General features: G+C 68.8%; 17 protein-coding genes. All 17 read right to left on the bottom strand.

What is annotated here, in order from left to right:
* Position 1 precedes the first annotated feature (1 nt).
* Positions 2 to 856, bottom strand: coding sequence for a 30S ribosomal protein S3 (rpsC, locus tag ACGF5G_RS20785; protein WP_091102569.1), 855 nt, complete (start codon positions 854 to 856; stop codon positions 2 to 4).
* Entirely contained in the window at positions 856 to 1,314 is a 459-nt protein-coding gene (rplV, locus tag ACGF5G_RS20780; RefSeq protein ID WP_091102565.1) for a 50S ribosomal protein L22, read from the bottom strand. The genes rpsC and rplV overlap by 1 nt, the downstream gene beginning before the upstream one ends.
* Positions 1,315 to 1,354: 40 nt before the next feature.
* The gene (gene rpsS, locus ACGF5G_RS20775) at positions 1,355 to 1,636 is read right to left on the bottom strand and encodes a 30S ribosomal protein S19 (protein ID WP_007073032.1); all 282 of its coding nucleotides are present in this window, start codon (positions 1,634 to 1,636) and stop codon (positions 1,355 to 1,357) included.
* Positions 1,637 to 1,648: 12 nt separating this feature from the next.
* Complete coding sequence (gene rplB / locus ACGF5G_RS20770; RefSeq protein ID WP_393264995.1) at positions 1,649 to 2,488, bottom strand: 50S ribosomal protein L2; 840 nt, start codon at positions 2,486 to 2,488, stop codon at positions 1,649 to 1,651.
* A gap of 12 nt (positions 2,489 to 2,500) precedes the next feature.
* On the bottom strand, positions 2,501 to 2,803 hold the full coding sequence (rplW, locus tag ACGF5G_RS20765) for a 50S ribosomal protein L23 (RefSeq protein ID WP_076466668.1): 303 nt from the start codon (positions 2,801 to 2,803) through the stop codon (positions 2,501 to 2,503).
* Entirely contained in the window at positions 2,800 to 3,450 is a 651-nt protein-coding gene (gene rplD, locus ACGF5G_RS20760; RefSeq protein WP_357692538.1) for a 50S ribosomal protein L4, read from the bottom strand. The genes rplW and rplD overlap by 4 nt, the downstream gene beginning before the upstream one ends.
* A complete protein-coding gene (gene rplC / locus ACGF5G_RS20755) occupies positions 3,447 to 4,112 on the bottom strand; it encodes a 50S ribosomal protein L3 (RefSeq protein WP_357460245.1) in 666 nt (221 codons plus the stop codon). The genes rplD and rplC overlap by 4 nt, the downstream gene beginning before the upstream one ends.
* An 11-nt stretch (positions 4,113 to 4,123) precedes the next feature.
* The gene (gene rpsJ / locus ACGF5G_RS20750; protein ID WP_007073037.1) at positions 4,124 to 4,432 is read right to left on the bottom strand and encodes a 30S ribosomal protein S10; all 309 of its coding nucleotides are present in this window, start codon (positions 4,430 to 4,432) and stop codon (positions 4,124 to 4,126) included.
* Between the two features lie 350 nt (positions 4,433 to 4,782).
* The gene (gene tuf / locus ACGF5G_RS20745; RefSeq protein WP_357692539.1) at positions 4,783 to 5,976 is read right to left on the bottom strand and encodes an elongation factor Tu; all 1,194 of its coding nucleotides are present in this window, start codon (positions 5,974 to 5,976) and stop codon (positions 4,783 to 4,785) included.
* A gap of 220 nt (positions 5,977 to 6,196) precedes the next feature.
* Complete coding sequence (gene fusA, locus ACGF5G_RS20740; RefSeq protein WP_393264992.1) at positions 6,197 to 8,293, bottom strand: elongation factor G; 2,097 nt, start codon at positions 8,291 to 8,293, stop codon at positions 6,197 to 6,199.
* A 75-nt stretch (positions 8,294 to 8,368) separates the two neighbouring features.
* Entirely contained in the window at positions 8,369 to 8,839 is a 471-nt protein-coding gene (gene rpsG / locus ACGF5G_RS20735) for a 30S ribosomal protein S7 (RefSeq protein ID WP_013735957.1), read from the bottom strand.
* A 1-nt stretch (position 8,840) separates the two neighbouring features.
* Positions 8,841 to 9,215, bottom strand: coding sequence for a 30S ribosomal protein S12 (gene rpsL, locus ACGF5G_RS20730; protein WP_007465318.1), 375 nt, complete (start codon positions 9,213 to 9,215; stop codon positions 8,841 to 8,843).
* A gap of 495 nt (positions 9,216 to 9,710) precedes the next feature.
* A complete protein-coding gene (locus ACGF5G_RS20725) occupies positions 9,711 to 10,058 on the bottom strand; it encodes a hypothetical protein (protein ID WP_393265054.1) in 348 nt (115 codons plus the stop codon).
* A gap of 470 nt (positions 10,059 to 10,528) precedes the next feature.
* Positions 10,529 to 10,900 (bottom strand): hypothetical protein, encoded by a 372-nt coding sequence (locus tag ACGF5G_RS20720; RefSeq protein WP_393264989.1) that lies wholly within the window; start codon positions 10,898 to 10,900, stop codon positions 10,529 to 10,531.
* Positions 10,901 to 10,998: 98 nt separating this feature from the next.
* Positions 10,999 to 14,886, bottom strand: a complete 3,888-nt coding sequence (locus ACGF5G_RS20715; RefSeq protein ID WP_393265052.1) for a DNA-directed RNA polymerase subunit beta' — start codon at positions 14,884 to 14,886, stop codon at positions 10,999 to 11,001.
* An 80-nt stretch (positions 14,887 to 14,966) separates the two neighbouring features.
* Positions 14,967 to 18,398 carry a DNA-directed RNA polymerase subunit beta gene (locus ACGF5G_RS20710; protein ID WP_393264987.1) on the bottom strand — a complete coding sequence of 1,144 codons (3,432 nt, stop codon included), beginning with the start codon at positions 18,396 to 18,398 and terminating at the stop codon, positions 14,967 to 14,969.
* A 572-nt stretch (positions 18,399 to 18,970) separates the two neighbouring features.
* Positions 18,971 to 19,354 (bottom strand): 50S ribosomal protein L7/L12, encoded by a 384-nt coding sequence (gene rplL, locus ACGF5G_RS20705; protein WP_393264986.1) that lies wholly within the window; start codon positions 19,352 to 19,354, stop codon positions 18,971 to 18,973.
* Between the last annotated feature and the right edge of the window lie 51 nt (positions 19,355 to 19,405).

Genomic DNA, 19,405 nt, shown 5'->3' with positions numbered 1-19,405 from the left:
GTCAGCCCTCCTGCTGCGTTTCTGCCGCGGCGGAGACGGCGGCGGGATCCACCGCGTCACCACTCGGCGTCTCGGCCTGCTGCGCGATGGTGGTCGCGGCGGCCCGGCCGGCCTCGGTGCCGCCGGCGGTCGTGCCGGACGAGCCGGACCGACCACGGCGCGGCCGCTCGGGGCGGTCGCCGCGCTCACGGCGCGGGCGCGACGGAGCCTCGGCCGGGGTCTCCCGACCCGGCACCGCGTCGCCCTTGTAGATCCAGACCTTCACGCCGATCCGGCCGAAGGTGGTACGGGCCTCGAAGAAGCCGTACTCGATGTTGGCCCGCAGCGTGTGCAGCGGGACCCGGCCCTCGCGGTAGAACTCGGTCCGGCTCATCTCGGCGCCGCCGAGACGGCCCGAGACCTGGACCCGGATGCCCTTGCAGACCGGGTTCTTCATCGCGGACTGCATGGCCTTGCGCATCGCCCGACGGAAGCTGACCCGGCTGGACAGCTGCTCGGCGACGCCCTGGGCGACGAGCTGCGCGTCCGACTCGGGGCTCTTCACCTCGATGATGTTCAGCTGGACCTGCTTGCCGGTCAGCTTCTCGAGCTCGCCACGGATCCGGTCGGCCTCCGCACCCTTGCGGCCGATGACGATGCCCGGCCGGGCGGTGTGGATGTCGACGCGGACCCGGTCCCGGGTGCGCTCGATGTCGACCTTGGAGATGCCGGCACGCTCGAGGCCCTTGGACATCATGCGGCGGATCTTGACGTCCTCGCCGATGTAGTCCTTGTAGAGCTTGTCCGCGAACCAGCGGGACTTCCAGTCGGTCGAGATGCCGAGCCGGAACCCGTGCGGGTGAACCTTCTGACCCATTACTCGGCGCCCTCCGTCTTGCTCTGCGTCTCAGCCGGCTCCGCCTGCTTCGCCGGGGCCGCCTTCTTCGCCGCGGCCTTCTTCGGCGCGGCCGGCGCCACGGCCTCGACCGCGACGGTGATGTGGCAGGTGCGCTTGCGGATCCGGTACGCCCGGCCCTGCGCCCGCGGCTGGAACCGCTTCATGGTCGGGCCCTCGTCCACGTACGCCTCGCTGACGAGCAGCGCGTCGGGGTCCAGCCGCTCGTTGTTCTCCGCGTTGGCGATCGCGCTCGCGAGCACCTTATACACCTGCTCGCTCGCAGCCTGCGGCGCGAACTGCAGCACCGTGAGCGCCTCCTTCGCGGGCAGGCCGCGGACGAGGTTGACCACCCGGCGCGCCTTCATCGGCGAGATGCGCACGTGCCGCGCAACCGCCCGCGCGCCCGGAAGCACCGGAGCGTCGCCCTTTCCTGGCATCGCTGTAACCCCTTGTTCCTCTATCCGTATGCCCGCGGCGTCAGCGCCGACGGCTCTTCCGGTCGTCCTTCTCGTGACCCTTGAACGTGCGGGTCAGCGCGAACTCGCCGAGCTTGTGCCCGACCATCGCCTCGGTCACGAACACCGGGACGTGCTTGCGTCCGTCGTGCACGGCGATCGTGTGACCCAGCATCTCCGGGATGATCGTCGAGCGCCGCGACCAGGTCTTGATGACGTTCTTCGAGCCCTTGTCGTTCTGCGTCTCCACCTTCTTGAGCAGGTGGTCGTCGACGAACGGGCCCTTCTTCAGGCTGCGAGGCATGTCTTATCTCCCTCAGCCGCGCTTACGCGTGGCGTAGCGGCGGCGGACGATCAGCCGGTCACTCGGCTGGCCCTTACGACGGGTGCGGCCCTCGGGCTTACCCTGCGGGTTGACCGGGTGGCGACCGCCGGAGGTCTTACCCTCACCACCACCGTGCGGGTGGTCGACCGGGTTCATCGCGACACCACGGACGGTCGGGCGCTTGCCCTTCCACCGCATCCGGCCGGCCTTGCCCCAGTTGATGTTCGACTGGTCGGCGTTGCCGATCTCGCCGATGCTGGCGCGGCAGCGGACGTCGACCCGCCGGATCTCACCGGACGGCATGCGCAGGGTCGCGTACGCGCCCTCGCGGCCGAGCAGCTGGATGCCGACGCCGGCCGAGCGGGCCAGCTTGGCGCCGCCGCCCGGGCGCAGCTCCACGTTGTGGATGGTGGTACCGACCGGGATGTTGCGCAGCGGCAGGTTGTTGCCCGGCTTGATGTCGGCGCCCGGACCGGACTCGACCACGTCGCCCTGCTTCAGGTCCTTCGGCGCGATGATGTAGCGCTTCTCGCCGTCGGCGTAGTGCAGCAGCGCGATGCGCGCGGTGCGGTTCGGGTCGTACTCGATGTGGGCGACCTTCGCCGGCACGCCGTCCTTGTCGACCCGCTTGAAGTCGATCAGACGGTACTGGCGCTTGTGACCGCCACCGTGGTGCCGCGTGGTGATCCGGCCGTGGGCGTTGCGTCCGCCCTTCTTCGGCAGCGGAGCCAGCAGCGACTTCTCGGGCGTCGACCGGGTGATCTCGGCGAAGTCGGCGACGCTCGAGCCACGCCGGCCCGGCGTCGTCGGCTTGTACTTACGGATAGCCATTGTCTACACCCCTCAGCTGACCGGGCCGCCGAAGGCCTCGATACGGTCACCGTCAGCCAGCTTCACCATCGCCCGCTTGGTGTCCTTGCGCTTGCCGAACCCGGTGCGGGTCCGCTTGCGCTTGCCCTCGCGGTTGAGCGTGTTGACCGTCAGGACGCGGACGTTGAAGATCTGCTGGATAGCGATCTTGATCTCGGTCTTGTTCGCGTCCGGGTGCACCAGGAAGGTGTACCAGTTGCGGTTCAGCTCGCTGTAGCTCTTCTCCGAGACGACCGGCGCCACGATGATGTCGCGCGGGTCGGCGATCGTGCTCACTTGCCACCCTCCTCGGTGGTCTCGGCGGGAACACCGAGGAACTCGTCCAGGGCGTCCTTCGTGAAGACCACGTCGTCGGCCACCAGCACGTCGTACGTGTTGAGCTGGCCGGCCTCGATCAGGTGCACCCGCGGCTCATTGCGCAGCGACACCCAGTTCAGCTCGTCGGTGCTGCTCAGCACGACCAGGACCCGGCGGGCCTCGGTCAGCTTGGCCAGCGTGGCCAGGGCGGCCTTGGTCGACGGCTTCTCGCCCGAGACGAACGCCTCGACGACGTGCACCTGCCCGGCGCGGGCCCGGTCCGACAGGGCGCCACGCAGGGCGGCGGCCTTCATCTTCTTCGGGGTGCGCTGGCTGTAGTCGCGCGGCACGGGACCGTGCACCACGCCACCGCCGGCGAACTGCGGCGCGCGGATCGAGCCCTGCCGGGCACGACCGGTGCCCTTCTGCTTGTACGGCTTCTTGCCGCCACCGGCGACCTCGCCGCGGGTCTTGACCTTGTGCGTGCCCTGCCGGGCCGCTGCGAGCTGGGCCACCACGACCTGGTGCATCAGCGCGACGTTGGCCTGGACGTCGAAGATGTCGGCGGGCAGCTCGACGGAGCCGCTCTTGTTGCCTTCGACGGAGAGGACGTCAACGGTGGTCACTTGGCCACACCGCCCTTCTTCACCTTGGTCTTGGCCGCGGTGCGGACCAGGACCAGCGCGCCCTTGGGGCCGGGAATGGCGCCGCGGACGAGCAGGAGGTTGTTCTCGGTGTCGACCGCCTGGACGGTCAGGTTCTGGACGGTGTAGCGCACGCCACCCATCCGGCCGGCCATCCGGGTGCCCTTGAAGACACGACCCGGGGTGGCGCAGGCGCCGATGGAGCCCGGCGAGCGGTGCTTGCGCTCGACGCCGTGGCTGGCGCGCAGACCGTGGAAGCCGTGACGCTTCATCGGGCCGGCGTAGCCCTTGCCCTTGGTCTTGCCGGTCACGTCGATCGAGACACCGGCCGGGAACTCCTCGACCGTGATCTCCTGGCCGAGCGAGTAGTCCGCCGCGTCGGCGGTGCGCAGCTCGACGATGTGCCGGCGCGGCGCGACGTCGGCCTTCGCGTAGTGCCCGCTGATCGGCTTCTTGACCTTGCGCGGGTCGATCGTGCCGTACGCCAGCTGGACCGCGGAGTAACCGTCCTTGTCGGCGCTACGAACCTGGCTGATGACGCACGGGCCGGCCTGAACCACGGTCACCGGGACAACGCGGTTGTTGTCCCAGACCTGGGTCATGCCGAGCTTTGCGCCCAGGATCCCCTTGACTTGCCTGTCCATTTGTCCGGTCCCTACAGCTTGATCTCGATGTCGACGCCAGCCGGCAGGTCGAGGCGCATGAGCGAGTCGACCGTCTTCGGGGTCGGGTCGATGATGTCGATCAGCCGCTTGTGCGTGCGCATCTCGAAGTGCTCGCGCGAGTCCTTGTACTTGTGCGGCGAGCGGATAACGCAGAAACGGTTGATCTCCGTGGGCAGCGGCACCGGGCCTGCGACCTGCGCCCCGGTACGCGTCACCGTCTCGACGATCTTCCGAGCCGAGGAGTCGACGACCTCGTGGTCATAGGCCTTGAGCCGGATGCGGATCTTCTGTCCCGCCATGGTGGCTTCTGTTCCTTCTCTCGATGCCGCTGTGTTGCGGGCGCCTGTACCGGCTGGTACAGGCCCACTTCGCCGACCCCCGCGGTCGGGCGTGTCGCGCCCTCGGGCCAGGCTCCGCCCCGGGACTCCGGAGCGATTCTGACCGCGCGGTGGGTCAAGGCGCCGATCGCGCTACCGCGACCTGAACGCCGTGCGAGGGTGGTTGGCGGACGGGCCGCCAACCACCCTACGCCCGACTGTCCTGCAGCCCGGAGGTTCGACGAAAGCCGAACACGGGCAGCGAACTGTCGTTACGCAACCTGACTAGTATGCCGCACGACCGGCGGCGGGTCTAATCGGGGTTACCTAGCTCACTTGATGATCTTGGTGACGAACCCGGCGCCGACGGTGCGGCCACCCTCGCGGATCGCGAACTTGAGGTTCTCCTCCATGGCGATGGGCTGGATCAGCTTCACCGTCATGGTGGTGTTGTCACCCGGCATGACCATCTCGGTGCCCTCGGGGAGCGTGACGACACCGGTGACGTCCGTGGTCCGGAAGTAGAACTGCGGACGGTAGTTCTGGAAGAACGGGGTGTGCCGGCCGCCCTCCTCCTTGGAGAGGATGTAGACCGTCGCCTCGAACTCCGTGTGCGGGGTCGTGGTGCCCGGCTTGATGACGACCATGCCGCGCTCGACGTCCTCGCGCTTGATGCCACGCAGCAGCAGACCGACGTTCTCACCCGCGCGGGCCTCGTCGAGCAGCTTGCGGAACATCTCGATGCCGGTGCAGGTGGTCTTCATCGACTTCTCGCGGATGCCGACGATCTCCACCTCCTCGTTCGGCTTGAGGATGCCACGCTCGGCGCGGCCGGTGACCACGGTGCCGCGGCCGGTGATCGTGAAGACGTCCTCGATCGGCATGAGGAACGGCTTCTCGGTCTCGCGCTCCGGCTGCGGGATCGCGGTGTCGACAGCGGTCATCAGGTCCAGCAGCTTGCCGGTCCACTCGGGGTCACCCTCGAGGGCCTTCAGCGCCGAGACCCGGACGACCGGCAGGTCGTCACCCGGGTACTCCTGCGACGAGAGCAGCTCGCGGACCTCGAGCTCGACGAGCTCCAGGAGCTCCTCGTCGTCGACCATGTCGCTCTTGTTGAGCGCCACGACGATGTAGGGCACGCCGACCTGGCGGGCCAGCAGCACGTGCTCGCGGGTCTGCGGCATCGGGCCGTCGGTCGCCGCGACCACCAGGATCGCGCCGTCCATCTGCGCGGCACCGGTGATCATGTTCTTGATGTAGTCGGCGTGACCGGGGCAGTCGACGTGCGCGTAGTGCCGCGCCTCGGTCTGGTACTCGACGTGCGCGATGGAGATCGTGATGCCGCGGGCCTTCTCCTCCGGCGCCTTGTCGATCTCGTCGAACGGCGTGTACGGGTTCAGGTCCGGGTACTGGTCGTGCAGGACCTTGGTGATGGCCGCCGTCAGCGTCGTCTTACCGTGGTCGATGTGACCAATGGTGCCGATGTTGACGTGCGGCTTAGTCCGCTCGAACTTCGCCTTCGCCACTGGTGTCCTCCTGTGGACTTCTTGGTTCGTTCGCCCCGGCGCGCCGGTCGGCGCTTAGGACTCTGTCGACAGCCTTTCCGGCCTGGCGGCCGGAGAGCTTTGGTGGGTTCTGCGGCGATGAAGCCTACAGGCCCGGTCTCACGCATCCCGACCGAGGTGGCCGCGGGCGGGGAGCACCCTCCCGCGACCGCCCCGGATCATCGGAGCACGTCAGGTGAGGTCACTCACCCGTCGCCTTGGCGATGATCTCCTTCGCGACCGAGGCCGGAACCTCGGCGTAGGAGTCGAACTGCATGCTGTAGCTAGCCCGGCCCTGGGTCTTCGACCGCAGGTCGCCGACGTAGCCGAACATCTCCGACAACGGCACCAGGGCCCGGACGACGCGGGCGCCGCTGCGCTCCTCCATCGCCTGGATGATGCCACGGCGGGAGTTGAGGTCGCCGATGACGTCACCCATGTTCTCCTCGGGAGTGGTGACCTCAACGGCCATCATCGGCTCGAGCAGCGCGGGGTCGGCCTTGCGGGCCGCCTCCTTCATCGCCATCGAGCCGGCGATCTTGAATGCCATTTCCGACGAGTCGACCTCGTGGTACTGGCCGTCCACCAGGGTGAGCTTGACGCCCACCAGGGGGAAGCCGGCGAGGATGCCGTACTGCATGGCGTCCTGCGCACCCGCGTCCACCGACGGGATGAACTCCCGGGGGATGCGGCCACCGGTCACGGCGTTGGCGAACTCGTAGGTCGGGGCGTCGTTGCCCAGCGGCAGCGGCTCCAGGCTGATGATCACCCGGGCGTACTGGCCGGAACCGCCGGTCTGCTTCTTGTGGGTGTACTCGACCTTCTCCACCTTGCGGCGGATGGTCTCGCGGTACGCCACCTGCGGCTTACCGATGTTGGCCTCGACGTTGAACTCGCGGCGCATCCGGTCGACCAGGATGTCCAGGTGCAGCTCGCCCATGCCGGAGATGACCGTCTGGCCGGTCTGGTCGTCCAGCTTGACGCGGAAGGTCGGGTCCTCCTCGGCCAGCCGCTGGATGGCGGTGCTGAGCTTCTCCTGGTCGGCCTTGGTCTTCGGCTCGATGGCGACCTCGATGACCGGCTCCGGGAAGGTCATCGACTCCAGGATGACCGGGTTCGCCGAGTCGCACAGGGTGTCACCGGTGGTGGTCTGCTTGAGACCCTGCACCGCGATGATGTCGCCGGCCTGGGCCGAGCTGCGCTCTTCCCGCTTGTTGGCGTGCATCTGGTAGATCTTGCCGATCCGCTCCTTGCGGTCCTTGGTGGAGTTGACCACCTGGGAGCCGGACTCGAGCGTGCCGGAGTAGATCCGGACGTAGGTGAGCTTGCCGAGGTGCTTGTCCGTCTGGATCTTGAAGGCCAGGCCGGAGAACGGCTCCGAGACGGACGGCTTGCGCTGCATCGGCGTCTCGCCGTCGGTGGCCGTGCCCTCGATCGCCGGGATGTCCAGCGGCGACGGCAGGTACGCGATGACCGCGTCCAGCATCGGCTGGATGCCCTTGTTCTTGAAGGCGGTGCCGGTGAGGACCGGGTTGGCCTTGCCGGCGATGGTGGCCCGACGGATGGCGGCCTTGATCTCCTCGACGGAGATCTCCTCGCCCTCCAGGTACTTCTCCATCACCGCGTCGTCGACGTCGGCCAGGGTCTCCATCAGCTTCTCGCGCCACTCGGCGGCGGAGTCGGCGAGGTCGGCCGGGATCTCCTCGACCGCGTAGTCCTCACCCTTCTGGGTCTCCCCGCGCCAGGTCAGCGCCCGCATCTCGACCAGGTCGACCACACCGATGAAGTCGGACTCGGCGCCGATCGGGATCTGGAGCACCAGCGGGGTGGCGTTGAGCCGGTCGATCATCATCTGCACGCAGCGGAAGAAGTCGGCACCGGTCCGGTCGAGCTTGTTGACGAAGCACATCCGGGGGACGTTGTACTTGTCCGCCTGCCGCCAGACGTTCTCCGTCTGCGGCTCCACGCCGGCGACGCCGTCGTAGACCGCGACCGCGCCGTCCAGCACCCGCAGCGACCGCTCGACCTCGACCGTGAAGTCGACGTGGCCGGGCGTGTCGATGATCTGGATCGTGTGGCCCTTCCACTCACACTTGGTAGCAGCGGAGGTGATGGTGATACCACGCTCCTGCTCCTGCTCCATCCAGTCCATGACGGCACCGCCCTCGTGGACCTCACCGATCTTGTACGTGATGCCGGTGTAGAACAGGATCCGCTCGGTGGTGGTGGTCTTACCGGCATCGATGTGGGCCATGATGCCGATGTTGCGTACGTTGGCGAGCGCGTCTGCGGCGGCCACTTCAATCCCTACTTATCGTCGTCTCGACACAACTGGTGGCGGTTCCGGCGTCACGCGGACGCCGGAACCAGGGTGTTACCAGCGGTAGTGCGCGAAGGCCTTGTTGGACTCGGCCATCTTGTGCGTGTCCTCGCGCCGCTTGACGGCGGCGCCGAGGCCGTTGCTCGCGTCCAGCAGCTCGTTCATCAGCCGCTCGACCATGGTCTTCTCGCGACGGGCGCGGGAGTAGGTGACCAGCCAACGCAGGCCCAGGGTGGTCGCCCGGGCCGGGCGGACCTCGACCGGGACCTGGTAGGTGGCGCCACCGACGCGGCGGCTGCGCACCTCGAGGGTCGGCTTGACGTTGTCCATCGCCCGCTTGAGGGTGACGACCGGGTCGGTGCCGGACTTCTCGCGGCAGCCCTCGAGGGCCGCGTAGACGATGCGCTCGGCGAGCTGACGCTTACCACGCAGCAGGATCTTGTTCACCAGCTGGGTGACCAGCGGCGAGTTGTACACCGGGTCAGCGACCAGCGGCTTCCGCGGAGCGGGTCCCTTACGCGGCATCTCAGCTCTTCTCCTTCTTCGCGCCGTAACGGCTGCGAGCCTGCTTGCGGTTGCGGACACCCTGGGTGTCCAGCGAGCCGCGAACGATCTTGTACCGCACGCCGGGGAGGTCCTTCACACGGCCGCCGCGGACGAGCACGATCGAGTGCTCCTGCAGGTTGTGGCCGACGCCCGGGATGTAGGCGGTCACCTCGATCTGGCTGCTGAGCTTGACACGAGCGACCTTGCGGAGCGCCGAGTTCGGCTTCTTCGGGGTGGTGGTGTACACGCGGGTGCACACGCCGCGCCGCTGGGGAGACCCCTTGAGCGCCGGGGTCTTCGTCTTGGTCGTCTTGGCCTGACGGCCCTTTCGGACCAACTGCTGAATGGTGGGCACCGGGCTTCTCCGCTCCCTTCGGCCGCTGTGTGGCGGCCGCGCCTTCTGCCGTAGCCGACCTGATGACCGGCTCTCCTACATTCCGACCAGGGCCACCTCGCGGAGGTCCCGGCACCCGCGGTCGGGCGTGTCGCCCAGCTCACGGTCCCGGCGTCGGCGCTCACGCGTGTCGACCGGGGTCTTTCACCGGCACACGGCAGGCCGCGCGCCGGGTCTTTGGCTTTGTCGTGCTCCCGCGCGATCTCCGGCTCGCCGGATCCAGCGCACGCACGAGTTGCCCGGGCCTGCCCGGGCACAAGGGGAAAGAGTACCTACCACAACCGCACAGGTCAAAACGGAGTGGCCGGCGTAGCGTCTCACCCGCCCGCCGATCGAACCCGTCGCGCCTGCCCGCCCGTGATGGGCACCTACGGTCACAAGTGTACCGGCTTCCCCAGGAACCGGCCCGTCGACCCCGGGGCGGCTCCGCTCACGCCCGGCCGTCGCGGCTCCGCGTCACGCCAGCGCCACCAGCAACGCCAGCCCCAGCCCGAGCAGGCTGAGCAGCAGTCCCGCTCCGCCGCAGCTCACGCCGGCCACCGCCAGCCCCCGCCCGGTGAACCGGACCGCCGGCGGCGGCGCCGCACGGCGGATCTGTCGCAGCCCGAACAGGCCGGCGACGACCGCGCCCGCCCCCGACAGGACGCCCAGCACGGTGAAGGCGCCGGCCGCCCAGGCGCCGCCCATGCCGGCGACCGCGCCGAAGCAGACCACCAGCAGCGCGACGAGGATCGAGACGATCCCGGCCACCAGGGAACCGACGGCGAGGCCGGAGGTGACCGGGGGCACGTCCAGGTGCACCACGCCGAACGGCGTGCCGGCGACCGCCTCGACCCGCTTCGGCGGCCGACCCGGCTCCCGCGGCGGCGGAGGCGTCGGTGCCGGGAAGGCGGAGCCGCCACCCCAGCCGGGACCCGAACCGGGAGCCGTGCCCGGAGGCGTGCCGGGACCCGGGCCTGGAGCCGCCCCGGGAGGCGTGCCGGGACCCGGGCCCGAAGGCGTGCCCCAGCCGCCGGCCGTGGACGGTGGCGGGTATCCCGTCGGGGCGGACGGGGCAGCCGCGTCGGGCCGCGCCCACTGCCCCGCGTCGGACGGGGCGGCGTCCGGGTGCGTGGCGGGGGGCGCCGCGGGGTCGCTGCCCGGGAAGCGCGCCGGTTCCGTCACGGGTCCTCCTGTCGACGTCTCGGCGTCCACCGCCGCGCGACGGACACCGGGCCAGGCTACCGCCGGCGGGCGGACGGCCCACTCCCGGCGGGACCCGTTCCCCCGGGCGGTCAGTCCACGTTCGGCGCGAAGTCCTGCCCGTAGGGCGCGTCGGCGAGGCGGACCACCCCGACCACCACCGCGGCCACCACGGTGACCGCAGCCAGGACCAGGCCCGTCCAGGCCAGCCGCTCCCCCTGGCGCAGCCAGGCCGCACCGGTCAGGAAACCCCCCGACGCGTACGCCTCCCGGCGCGCCTGCCGGGCGAGCTGGAGCGCCACCGTGGCGGGCACCACGCCGCCGACGAACAGGCCGGTCAGCGCGCCGATCAGGCCCAGCGCGAAGACCGCCTTCGCCTTGGTGGCCCGGGCCGGGTCCGGGTCGAGCGGGTGGCGCGGCGGCACCGGCGGGGCGACGGGCGCCTGCCCGGGTGCGGTCGTCATGCCCTCCATCATGCCCCGGCCCCGCCGGATCGGGCCGGCCGATCCCGGGACACGACGAGGCCCCCGGCGGCTGCCGGGGGCCTCGTCGTCCGTGCTGTTTAGCGGTACGACCCGAAGTCGAAGTCGTCCAGCGGAACCGCCTGGCCGCTGGCCGGCCCGAAGCCGTAGTCGGTCTCCGGGTAGCCGGTCATCGAGTAGACCTTGGCCTTCGCCTCCTCGGTCGGCTCGACCCGGACGTTGCGGTACTTGCTGATGCCCGTACCGGCCGGGATGAGCTTACCGATGATCACGTTCTCCTTGAGGCCGACGAGCGAGTCGCTGCGCGAGTTGATCGCCGCGTCGGTCAGCACCCGGGTGGTCTCCTGGAAGGAGGCCGCCGAGAGCCAGGAGTCGGTGGCCAGCGAGGCCTTGGTGATACCCATCAGCACCGGGCGACCGGCGGCGGGCTCGCCGCCCTCGGAGACGAGTCGGCGGTTCTCCGACTCGAACAGCGCCCGGTCGACCAGCACGCCCGGCAGGAACTCGGTCGAGCCGGAGTCGATGACCGTCACCCGCTTGAGCATCTGGCGGATGATGATCTCGATGTGCTTGTCGTGGATGAGCACACCCTGCGAGCGGTAGACCTCCTGGACCTCCTGGGTCAGGTGGACCTGGACCGCGCGCGGGCCGAGGATGCGCAGCAGCTCGTGCGGGTCGATGGTGCCCTCGGTGAGCTTCTCGCCGACCTCGACGTGGTCGCCGTCGTGGGTCCGCAGCCGGACCCGCTTGGAGATCTTGTCGTAGACGATCTCGTCGCTGCCGTCGTCCGGCACCACGATGATCTTCCGCGACCGCTCGCCGTCCTCGATCCGGATCCGACCCGGGGTGTCGGCGATGGGCGCCTTGCCCTTCGGGACCCGGGCCTCGAAGATCTCCTGGACACGGGGCAGACCCTGGGTGATGTCCTCACCCGCGACACCACCGGTGTGGAAGGTACGCATCGTCAGCTGCGTACCCGGCTCACCGATCGACTGAGCGGCGATGATGCCGACCGCCTCGCCGACGTCCACGGTCTTGCCGGTCGGCAGCGAACGGCCGTAGCACGCACCGCAGACGCCCAGCTTCGACTCGCAGGTGAGCACGCTGCGCACCCGGACCGTCTCCACCCCGGCGGCGACGATCTTGTCGACCCCGATGGAGTTGATGTCCTGACCCCGCTCGGCGACGACAGTGCCGTCCGGCCCCTTGATGTCGTCGGCCAGCGTCCGGGCGTGCACGCTGGTCTCGGCGTGCTCGTGCACGACCAGCTTGCCGTCGATCCGCTCGCCGATCTGCATCGGGATGGCGCGGTCGGTGCCGCAGTCCTCCTCGCGGATGATCACGTCCTGCGAGACGTCCACCAGACGACGGGTCAGGTAACCCGAGTCGGCGGTACGCAGGGCGGTGTCCGCGAGACCCTTCCGGGCACCGTGCGTGGAGATGAAGTACTCCAGCACGGAGAGACCCTCCCGGTAGCTGGCCTTGATGGGCCGCGGGATGATCTCGCCCTTCGGGTTGGCCACCAGACCACGGATCGCCGCGATCTGCCGGAGCTGGAGCAGGTTACCGCGGGCACCCGAGTTGATCATCTTCCACAGCGGGTTCTCCTGCGGCAGCGCGGTGTCCATCTCCTTGGCGACCTCGTTGGTCGCCTTGGTCCAGATCTCGATGAGCTCGCCGCGGCGCTCCTCGGCGGTCATCAGACCACGCTGGTACTGCTTGTCGATCCGGTCGGCTTCCTTCTCGTACCGCTCCAGGATCTCCCGCTTGCGCGGCGGAGCGATGACGTCCTCCATGCCGATCGTCACGCCGGACCAGGTGGCCCAGTGGAAACCGGCCTCCTTGAGCCCGTCCAGGGTGGCGGCCAGCGCCACCTTGGGGAAGCGCTCGGCGAGGTCGTTGACGATCGCGGAGAGCTGACCCTTGCGGATCTCGTAGTTCACGAAGCGGTAGCCCTGCGGCAGCGTCTCGTTGAACAGCACCCGGCCGAGGGTGGTCTCCACGGTCAGCGGGTCGCCCTCGACCCAGCCCTCCGGGGCGGTCCACGGCTCGGCGCCGGCGCCGTTGTCGACCCCGACCACGCCACGCAGCCGGATCTTCACCGGGGCCTGCAGGTGCAGCTCGCCGTTGTCGAAGGCCATCCGGGCCTCGGCGTCCGAGCTGAACGCCCGGCCCTCGCCCCGCTCACCGGCGGTGAGGTGGGTGAGGTGGTAGAGCCCGATGACCATGTCCTGGGTGGGCATGGTGACCGGCTTGCCGTCGGCCGGCTTGAGGATGTTGTTCGACGACAGCATCAGGATCCGCGCCTCGGCCTGGGCCTCGGCGGAGAGCGGCACGTGCACCGCCATCTGGTCACCGTCGAAGTCGGCGTTGAACGCGGTGCAGACCAGCGGGTGGATCTGGATGGCCTTGCCCTCGACCAGCTGCGGCTCGAAGGCCTGGATGCCCAGCCGGTGCAGGGTCGGCGCCCGGTTCAGCAGGACGGGGTGCTCGCCGATGACCTCTTCCAGCACGTCCCACACGACCGGCCGCTGCCGCTCGACCATCCGCTTGGCGGACTTGATGTTCTGCGCGTGGTTGAGGTCCACCAGCCGCTTCATCACGAACGGCTTGAACAGCTCCAGCGCCATCTGCTTGGGCAGGCCGCACTGGTGCAGCTTGAGCTTCGGGCCGACCACGATGACCGAACGGCCGGAGTAGTCGACGCGCTTGCCCAGCAGGTTCTGGCGGAACCGGCCCTGCTTGCCCTTGAGCATGTCGGACAGCGACTTGAGCGGGCGGTTACCCGGGCCGGTGACCGGCCGGCCGCGACGGCCGTTGTCGAACAGCGCGTCGACGGCCTCCTGGAGCATCCGCTTCTCGTTGTTGACGATGATCTCGGGCGCGCCGAGGTCGATCAGCCGCTTGAGGCGGTTGTTCCGGTTGATCACGCGGCGGTACAGGTCGTTCAGGTCGGAGGTCGCGAAGCGGCCACCGTCGAGCTGCACCATCGGGCGCAGGTCCGGCGGGATGACCGGGACGCAGTCCAGCACCATGCCGAGCGGCGAGTTGCGGGTGTTCAGGAACGCCGCGACGACCTTCAGCCGCTTGAGCGCCCGGATCTTCCGCTGGCCCTTGCCGGAGCGGATGGTCTCGCGCAGGCTCTCGGCCTCGGCGTCGAGGTCCATGTTCTGGACCAGCGCCTTGATGGCCTCGGCGCCCATGCCGCCGGTGAAGTACTCGCCGAACCGGTCCCGCAGCTCGCGGTAGAGCAGTTCGTCGGTGACCAGCTGCTTCGGCTCCAGCTTGCGGAAGGTGTCGAGCACCTCGTCCAGGCGGTCGATCTCGCGCTGGGCCCGGTCGCGGATCTGGCGCATCTCGCGCTCTCCGCCCTCCTTGACCTTGCGCCGGACGTCCGCCTTGGCACCCTCGGCCTCCAGCTCGGCCAGGTCGGCCTCGAGCTTGGCGGCACGCTTCTCGATCTCCGAGTCGCGGCTGTTCTCGGCCTGCCGCTTCTCGGCCAGGATCTCGTTCTCGATCGTCGAGAGGTCGCGGTGACGCGCCTCGGCGTCCACGCTCGTCACGACGTACGAGGCGAAGTAGATGATCTTCTCGAGGTCCTTGGGGGCGAGGTCCAGCAGGTAGCCCAGCCGGCTCGGCACGCCCTTGAAGTACCAGATGTGGGTCACCGGAGCGGCGAGCTCGATGTGGCCCATGCGCTCACGGCGGACCTTCGACCGGGTCACCTCGACGCCGCAGCGCTCGCAGATGATGCCCTTGAAGCGGACCCGCTTGTACTTACCGCAGTAGCACTCCCAGTCCCGCTGCGGACCGAAGATCTTCTCGCAGAAGAGCCCGTCCTTTTCCGGCTTCAGGGTGCGGTAGTTGATCGTTTCAGGCTTCTTGACCTCGCCGTGCGACCACTGACGGATGTCGTCGGCGGTGGCGAGGCCAATGCGCAGCTCGTCGAAGAAGTTGACGTCGAGCACCATGTCCCCTATGTCGTCGTCTGTACTGCTAGCTAGTGGGTGGGGTCGGGAGCCGGCGAGCCGGCCCCCGACCACTCACCTCAGACCTCTTCGACCGAGCTCGGCTCGCGCCGGGACAGGTCGATGCCCAGCTCCTCCGCGGCCCGGAACACCTCGTCGTCGGTCTCGCGCATCTCGAGGGCCACACCGTCGCTGGAGAGCACCTCGACGTTGAGGCACAGCGACTGCAACTCCTTGAGCAGCACCTTGAACGACTCGGGGATGCCCGGCTCGGGGATGTTCTCGCCCTTGACGATCGCCTCGTAGACCTTGACCCGGCCGAGGACGTCGTCGGACTTGATCGTCAGCAGTTCCTGCAGGGCGTACGCGGCGCCGTACGCCTGCATCGCCCAGCACTCCATCTCACCGAAGCGCTGGCCACCGAACTGCGCCTTACCACCCAGCGGCTGCTGCGTGATCATCGAGTACGGGCCGGTCGACCGGGCGTGGATCTTGTCGTCGACCAGGTGGTTGAGCTTCAGGATGTAGATGTAGCCGACCGCGATCGGGTCCGGCAGCGGCTCGCCGGAGCGGCCGTCGAACAGCTGTGCCTTTCCGGAAGAGCCGATGAGCTGCTTGCCGTCCCGGTTGGGCAGGGTCGACGCGAGCAGGCCGGAGATCTCCTCCTCACGGGCGCCGTCGAACACCGGCGTGGCCACGTTGGTGTCCGGCTCGGACTCGTGGGCCTCGATCGAGCGGAGCTGACGCTTCCACTCGGCGTCGTCGCCGTCGACGCTCCACCCCGTCTTGGCCACCCAGCCGAGGTGGGTCTCCAGCACCTGGCCGATGTTCATCCGGCTCGGCACACCCAGCGGGTTGAGCACGATGTCGACCGGCGTGCCGTCCTCCAGGAACGGCATGTCCTCGATCGGCAGGATCTTGGAGATGACGCCCTTGTTGCCGTGCCGGCCGGCGAGCTTGTCACCGTCCTGGATCTTCCGCTTCTGGGCGACGTAGACCCGGACCAGCTCGTTGACGCCCGGCGGCAACTCGTCGCCGTCCTCGCGGGAGAAGGTACGCACGCCGATGACCGTGCCGGTCTCGCCGTGCGGCACCTTCAGCGAGGTGTCGCGGACCTCGCGCGCCTTCTCACCGAAGATCGCGCGGAGCAGCCGCTCCTCCGGGGTCAGCTCGGTCTCGCCCTTGGGCGTGACCTTGCCGACCAGGATGTCGCCGGGGACGACCTCGGCGCCGATCCGGATGATGCCGCGCTCGTCGAGGTCGGCGAGCATCTCCTCGCTGACGTTCGGGATGTCGCGGGTGATCTCCTCCGGGCCCAGCTTGGTGTCCCGGGCGTCGACCTCGTGCTCCTCGATGTGGATCGAGGTGAGCACGTCCTGCTGCACGAGGCGCTGCGACAGGATGATCGCGTCCTCGTAGTTGTGGCCCTCCCAGCACATGAACGCCACGAGCAGGTTGCGCCCGAGCGCCATCTCGCCCTCGTCGGTGCACGGACCGTCGGCGATGACCTGGCCGGCCTCGACGCGGTCGCCCTCGAAGACCACCGGCTTCTGGTTGACGCAGGAGCCGGCGTTGGAGCGGCGGAACTTGTGCAGCAGGTACGTGCGGCGGTGGCCGTCGTCCTGGTGGATGGTGATGTAGTCGGCGCAGAGGTCCTCGATGACGCCACCGACCTCGGCGACCACCACGTCACCGGCGTCGACCGCGGCACGGTATTCCATGCCGGTGCCGACCAGGGGCGACTCGGCCTTGACCAGCGGCACCGCCTGGCGCTGCATGTTCGCGCCCATGAGCGCCCGGTTGGCGTCGTCGTGCTCGAGGAACGGGATCATCGCGGTCGCGACCGAGGTCATCTGCCGCGGCGACACGTCCATGTAGTCCACGGCCGCCGGCGGGACGTCCTCGGTCTCGCCGCCCTTACGGCGGACCAGGACGCGGTCCTCGGCGAACGACCCGTCGGCCGTCAGCGGCGCGTTGGCCTGCGCCTTGACGAACCGGTCCTCCTCGTCCGCGGTCAGGTAGTCGATCTGGTCGGTGACCCGACCGTCGACGACCTTCCGGTACGGCGTCTCGATGAAGCCGAACGGGTTGACCCGGGCGAAGGTGGACAGCGCGCCGATCAGACCGATGTTCGGGCCTTCCGGCGTCTCGATCGGGCACATCCGGCCGTAGTGGGACGGGTGCACGTCGCGGACCTCGAAGCCGGCCCGCTCCCGGGACAGACCACCCGGGCCGAGCGCGCTCAGCCGGCGCCGGTGGGTCAGGCCCGCCAGCGGGTTCGTCTGGTCCATGAACTGGGACAGCTGCGAGGTGCCGAAGAACTCCTTGATCGCCGCCACGACCGGGCGGATGTTGATCAGGGTCTGCGGCGTGATCGCCTCGACGTCCTGGGTGGTCATCCGCTCGCGGACGACCCGCTCCATCCGGGACAGCCCGACCCGGACCTGGTTCTGGATCAGCTCGCCCACCGTACGCAGACGCCGGTTGCCGAAGTGGTCGATGTCGTCGGCCTCGTAGCCCTCCTCACCGGCGTGCAGCCGGCAGAGGTACTCCACGGTGGCGACGATGTCGTCCTCGGTCAGCGTGCCGGTGGTGATCGGCACGTTCAGCTCGAGCTTCTTGTTGAACTTGTAACGCCCGACCTTGGCGACGTCGTACCGCTTCGGGTTGAAGAAGAGGTTGTCGAGCAGGGTCTGGGCGTTCTCGCGGGTCGGCGGCTCGCCAGGGCGGAGCTTCCGGTAGATGTCGAGAAGCGCCTCGTCCTGGCCGGCGATGTGGTCCTTCTCGAGCGTGGTCATCATCAGCTCGGACCAGCCGAACCGCTCGCGGATCCGCTCGGCCGACCAACCGATGGCCTTGAGCAGCACCGTGACGGCCTGCCGGCGCTTGCGGTCGATGCGAACGCCGACCGTCTCGCGCTTGTCGATGTCGAACTCCAGCCAGGCACCCCGGCTGGGGATGACCTTGACGCTGGAGAGGTCGCGGTCGGAGGTCTTGTCCGGCTGCTTGTCGAAGTAGACGCCCGGGGACCGGACGAGCTGGCTGACCACGACGCGCTCGGTGCCGTTGATGATGAAGGTGCCCTTCGGCGTCATCATCGGGAAGTCACCCATGAACACCGTCTGGCTCTTGATCTCGCCGGTGGTGTTGTTGGTGAACTCCGCGGTCACGAACAGCGGGGCGCAGTAGGTCAGGTCCTTCTCCTTGCACTCCTCGATCGAGGCCTTGACCTCGTCGAAGCGCGGAGCCGAGAAGGAGAGCGACATGGTGCCGGAGAAGTCCTCAATGGGACTGATCTCGTCGAGGATCTCCGCGAGACCCGAGCGTGCGTGCGGGTCGTCCGCCGACCGGCCCTGCCAAGCCTCGTTGCCGACGAGCCAGTCGAAGGACTCGTTCTGGATGGCGAGGAGGTTGGGGACCTCGAGGTGTTCGGTGATCCTGCCGAATGAGACTCGGCGGGGAGCGAATGCGCTCGACGTACGACTGGTCTTCGCAGGGCGGGAAGCTGCCAAGATGCGTCCTTCCGAGGACCGGTGCTGCAGAACGGCTGGTACGCGTGCACTCCAATGACCCCACCAGAATTATCCGTAAACGGACATTTCCGAGCAGGGGTCAAGTCGGAAGGCAGCGCAAACTAGCAGTGTAGCCGAGAGGCTAACCGCTGTCCAGCCCACCCCGCAGGTCGTCGCGGAACGTGCCTCGGGACCCCCAGGAACCGGGTCTCACCGGGCCGCTCGGAACGCGACGTTCCTGCCGGGCCGCTCGGGTGCGGCGGCCGATGGTGCTGCCGCTGCCATTACCCAAGTGGTGGCCGTTGCAAGCGCGGAAGGTCTTGCTGGTGTCAGCGTGCCTGTCAGCCCGGGGCCGCGTCAAGGGCCGGCATCCGGGTCGCCCCGTCTTTCCCACCCACGGGCTATCGCCACGCACCGCGTACGCGCCGACGCCAGGCGTGGACGCCCTGCTCACCGCGCTGCGACCGGGGCCACCAAGACGGCGGGCGGCGATCCACTGTCGGATCACCGCCCGCCGTGACGCGGTGTGCCCCGGCTCACGTGAGCCGGACGCGCGCCTGGTCGACCTCAGGTCACTTGAGGGTGACCTTGGCGCCCTCACCCTCGAGCTTGGCCTTGGCCTTCTCGGCGGTCTCCTTGTTGGCCTTCTCCAGGACGGCCTTCGGAGCGGCCTCGACGAGGTCCTTGGCCTCCTTGAGGCCCAGGCCGGTCAGCTCGCGCACGACCTTGATGACCTGGATCTTCTTGCCGCCGTCAGCCTCGAGGATGACGTCGAACTCGTCCTTCTCCTCCTCGACCGGGGCGGCCGTGGTCGGGCCGGCCGGGCCCGCGACGGCGACCGGAGCCGCGGCGGTGACCTCGAAGGTCTCCTCGAACTGCTTCACGAACTCGGAGAGCTCGATCAGCGTCATCTCCTTGAACGCGTCGAGCAGCTCGTCGGTGCTGAGCTTCGCCATGTCTGGCGTCCTTTCCTGAATCTGTTAGGTAAGAACTGGGTGCGCCGCGGG

Source organism: Micromonospora sp. NPDC047730 (assembly GCF_043204765.1).
GTDB lineage: Bacteria > Actinomycetota > Actinomycetes > Mycobacteriales > Micromonosporaceae > Micromonospora.
The sequence above is the reverse complement of the archived record's forward strand: the minus strand, read 5'-3'. Positions and strand labels throughout refer to the sequence as shown.

What these genes read in the sequence shown, in the direction of transcription:
- rplB (WP_393264995.1), bottom strand. Translation starts at nt 2,488, where the DNA reads ATGGCTATCCGTAAGTACAAGCCGACGACGCCGGGCCGGCGTGGCTCG.
- rplV (WP_091102565.1), bottom strand. Translation starts at nt 1,314, where the DNA reads ATGCCAGGAAAGGGCGACGCTCCGGTGCTTCCGGGCGCGCGGGCGGTT.
- rplL (WP_393264986.1), bottom strand. Translation starts at nt 19,354, where the DNA reads ATGGCGAAGCTCAGCACCGACGAGCTGCTCGACGCGTTCAAGGAGATG.
- rpsJ (WP_007073037.1), bottom strand. Translation starts at nt 4,432, where the DNA reads ATGGCGGGACAGAAGATCCGCATCCGGCTCAAGGCCTATGACCACGAG.
- rplC (WP_357460245.1), bottom strand. Translation starts at nt 4,112, where the DNA reads ATGGACAGGCAAGTCAAGGGGATCCTGGGCGCAAAGCTCGGCATGACC.
- ACGF5G_RS20720 (WP_393264989.1), bottom strand. Translation starts at nt 10,900, where the DNA reads ATGACGACCGCACCCGGGCAGGCGCCCGTCGCCCCGCCGGTGCCGCCG.
- rpsC (WP_091102569.1), bottom strand. Translation starts at nt 856, where the DNA reads ATGGGTCAGAAGGTTCACCCGCACGGGTTCCGGCTCGGCATCTCGACC.
- rpsS (WP_007073032.1), bottom strand. Translation starts at nt 1,636, where the DNA reads ATGCCTCGCAGCCTGAAGAAGGGCCCGTTCGTCGACGACCACCTGCTC.
- rpsG (WP_013735957.1), bottom strand. Translation starts at nt 8,839, where the DNA reads ATGCCGCGTAAGGGACCCGCTCCGCGGAAGCCGCTGGTCGCTGACCCG.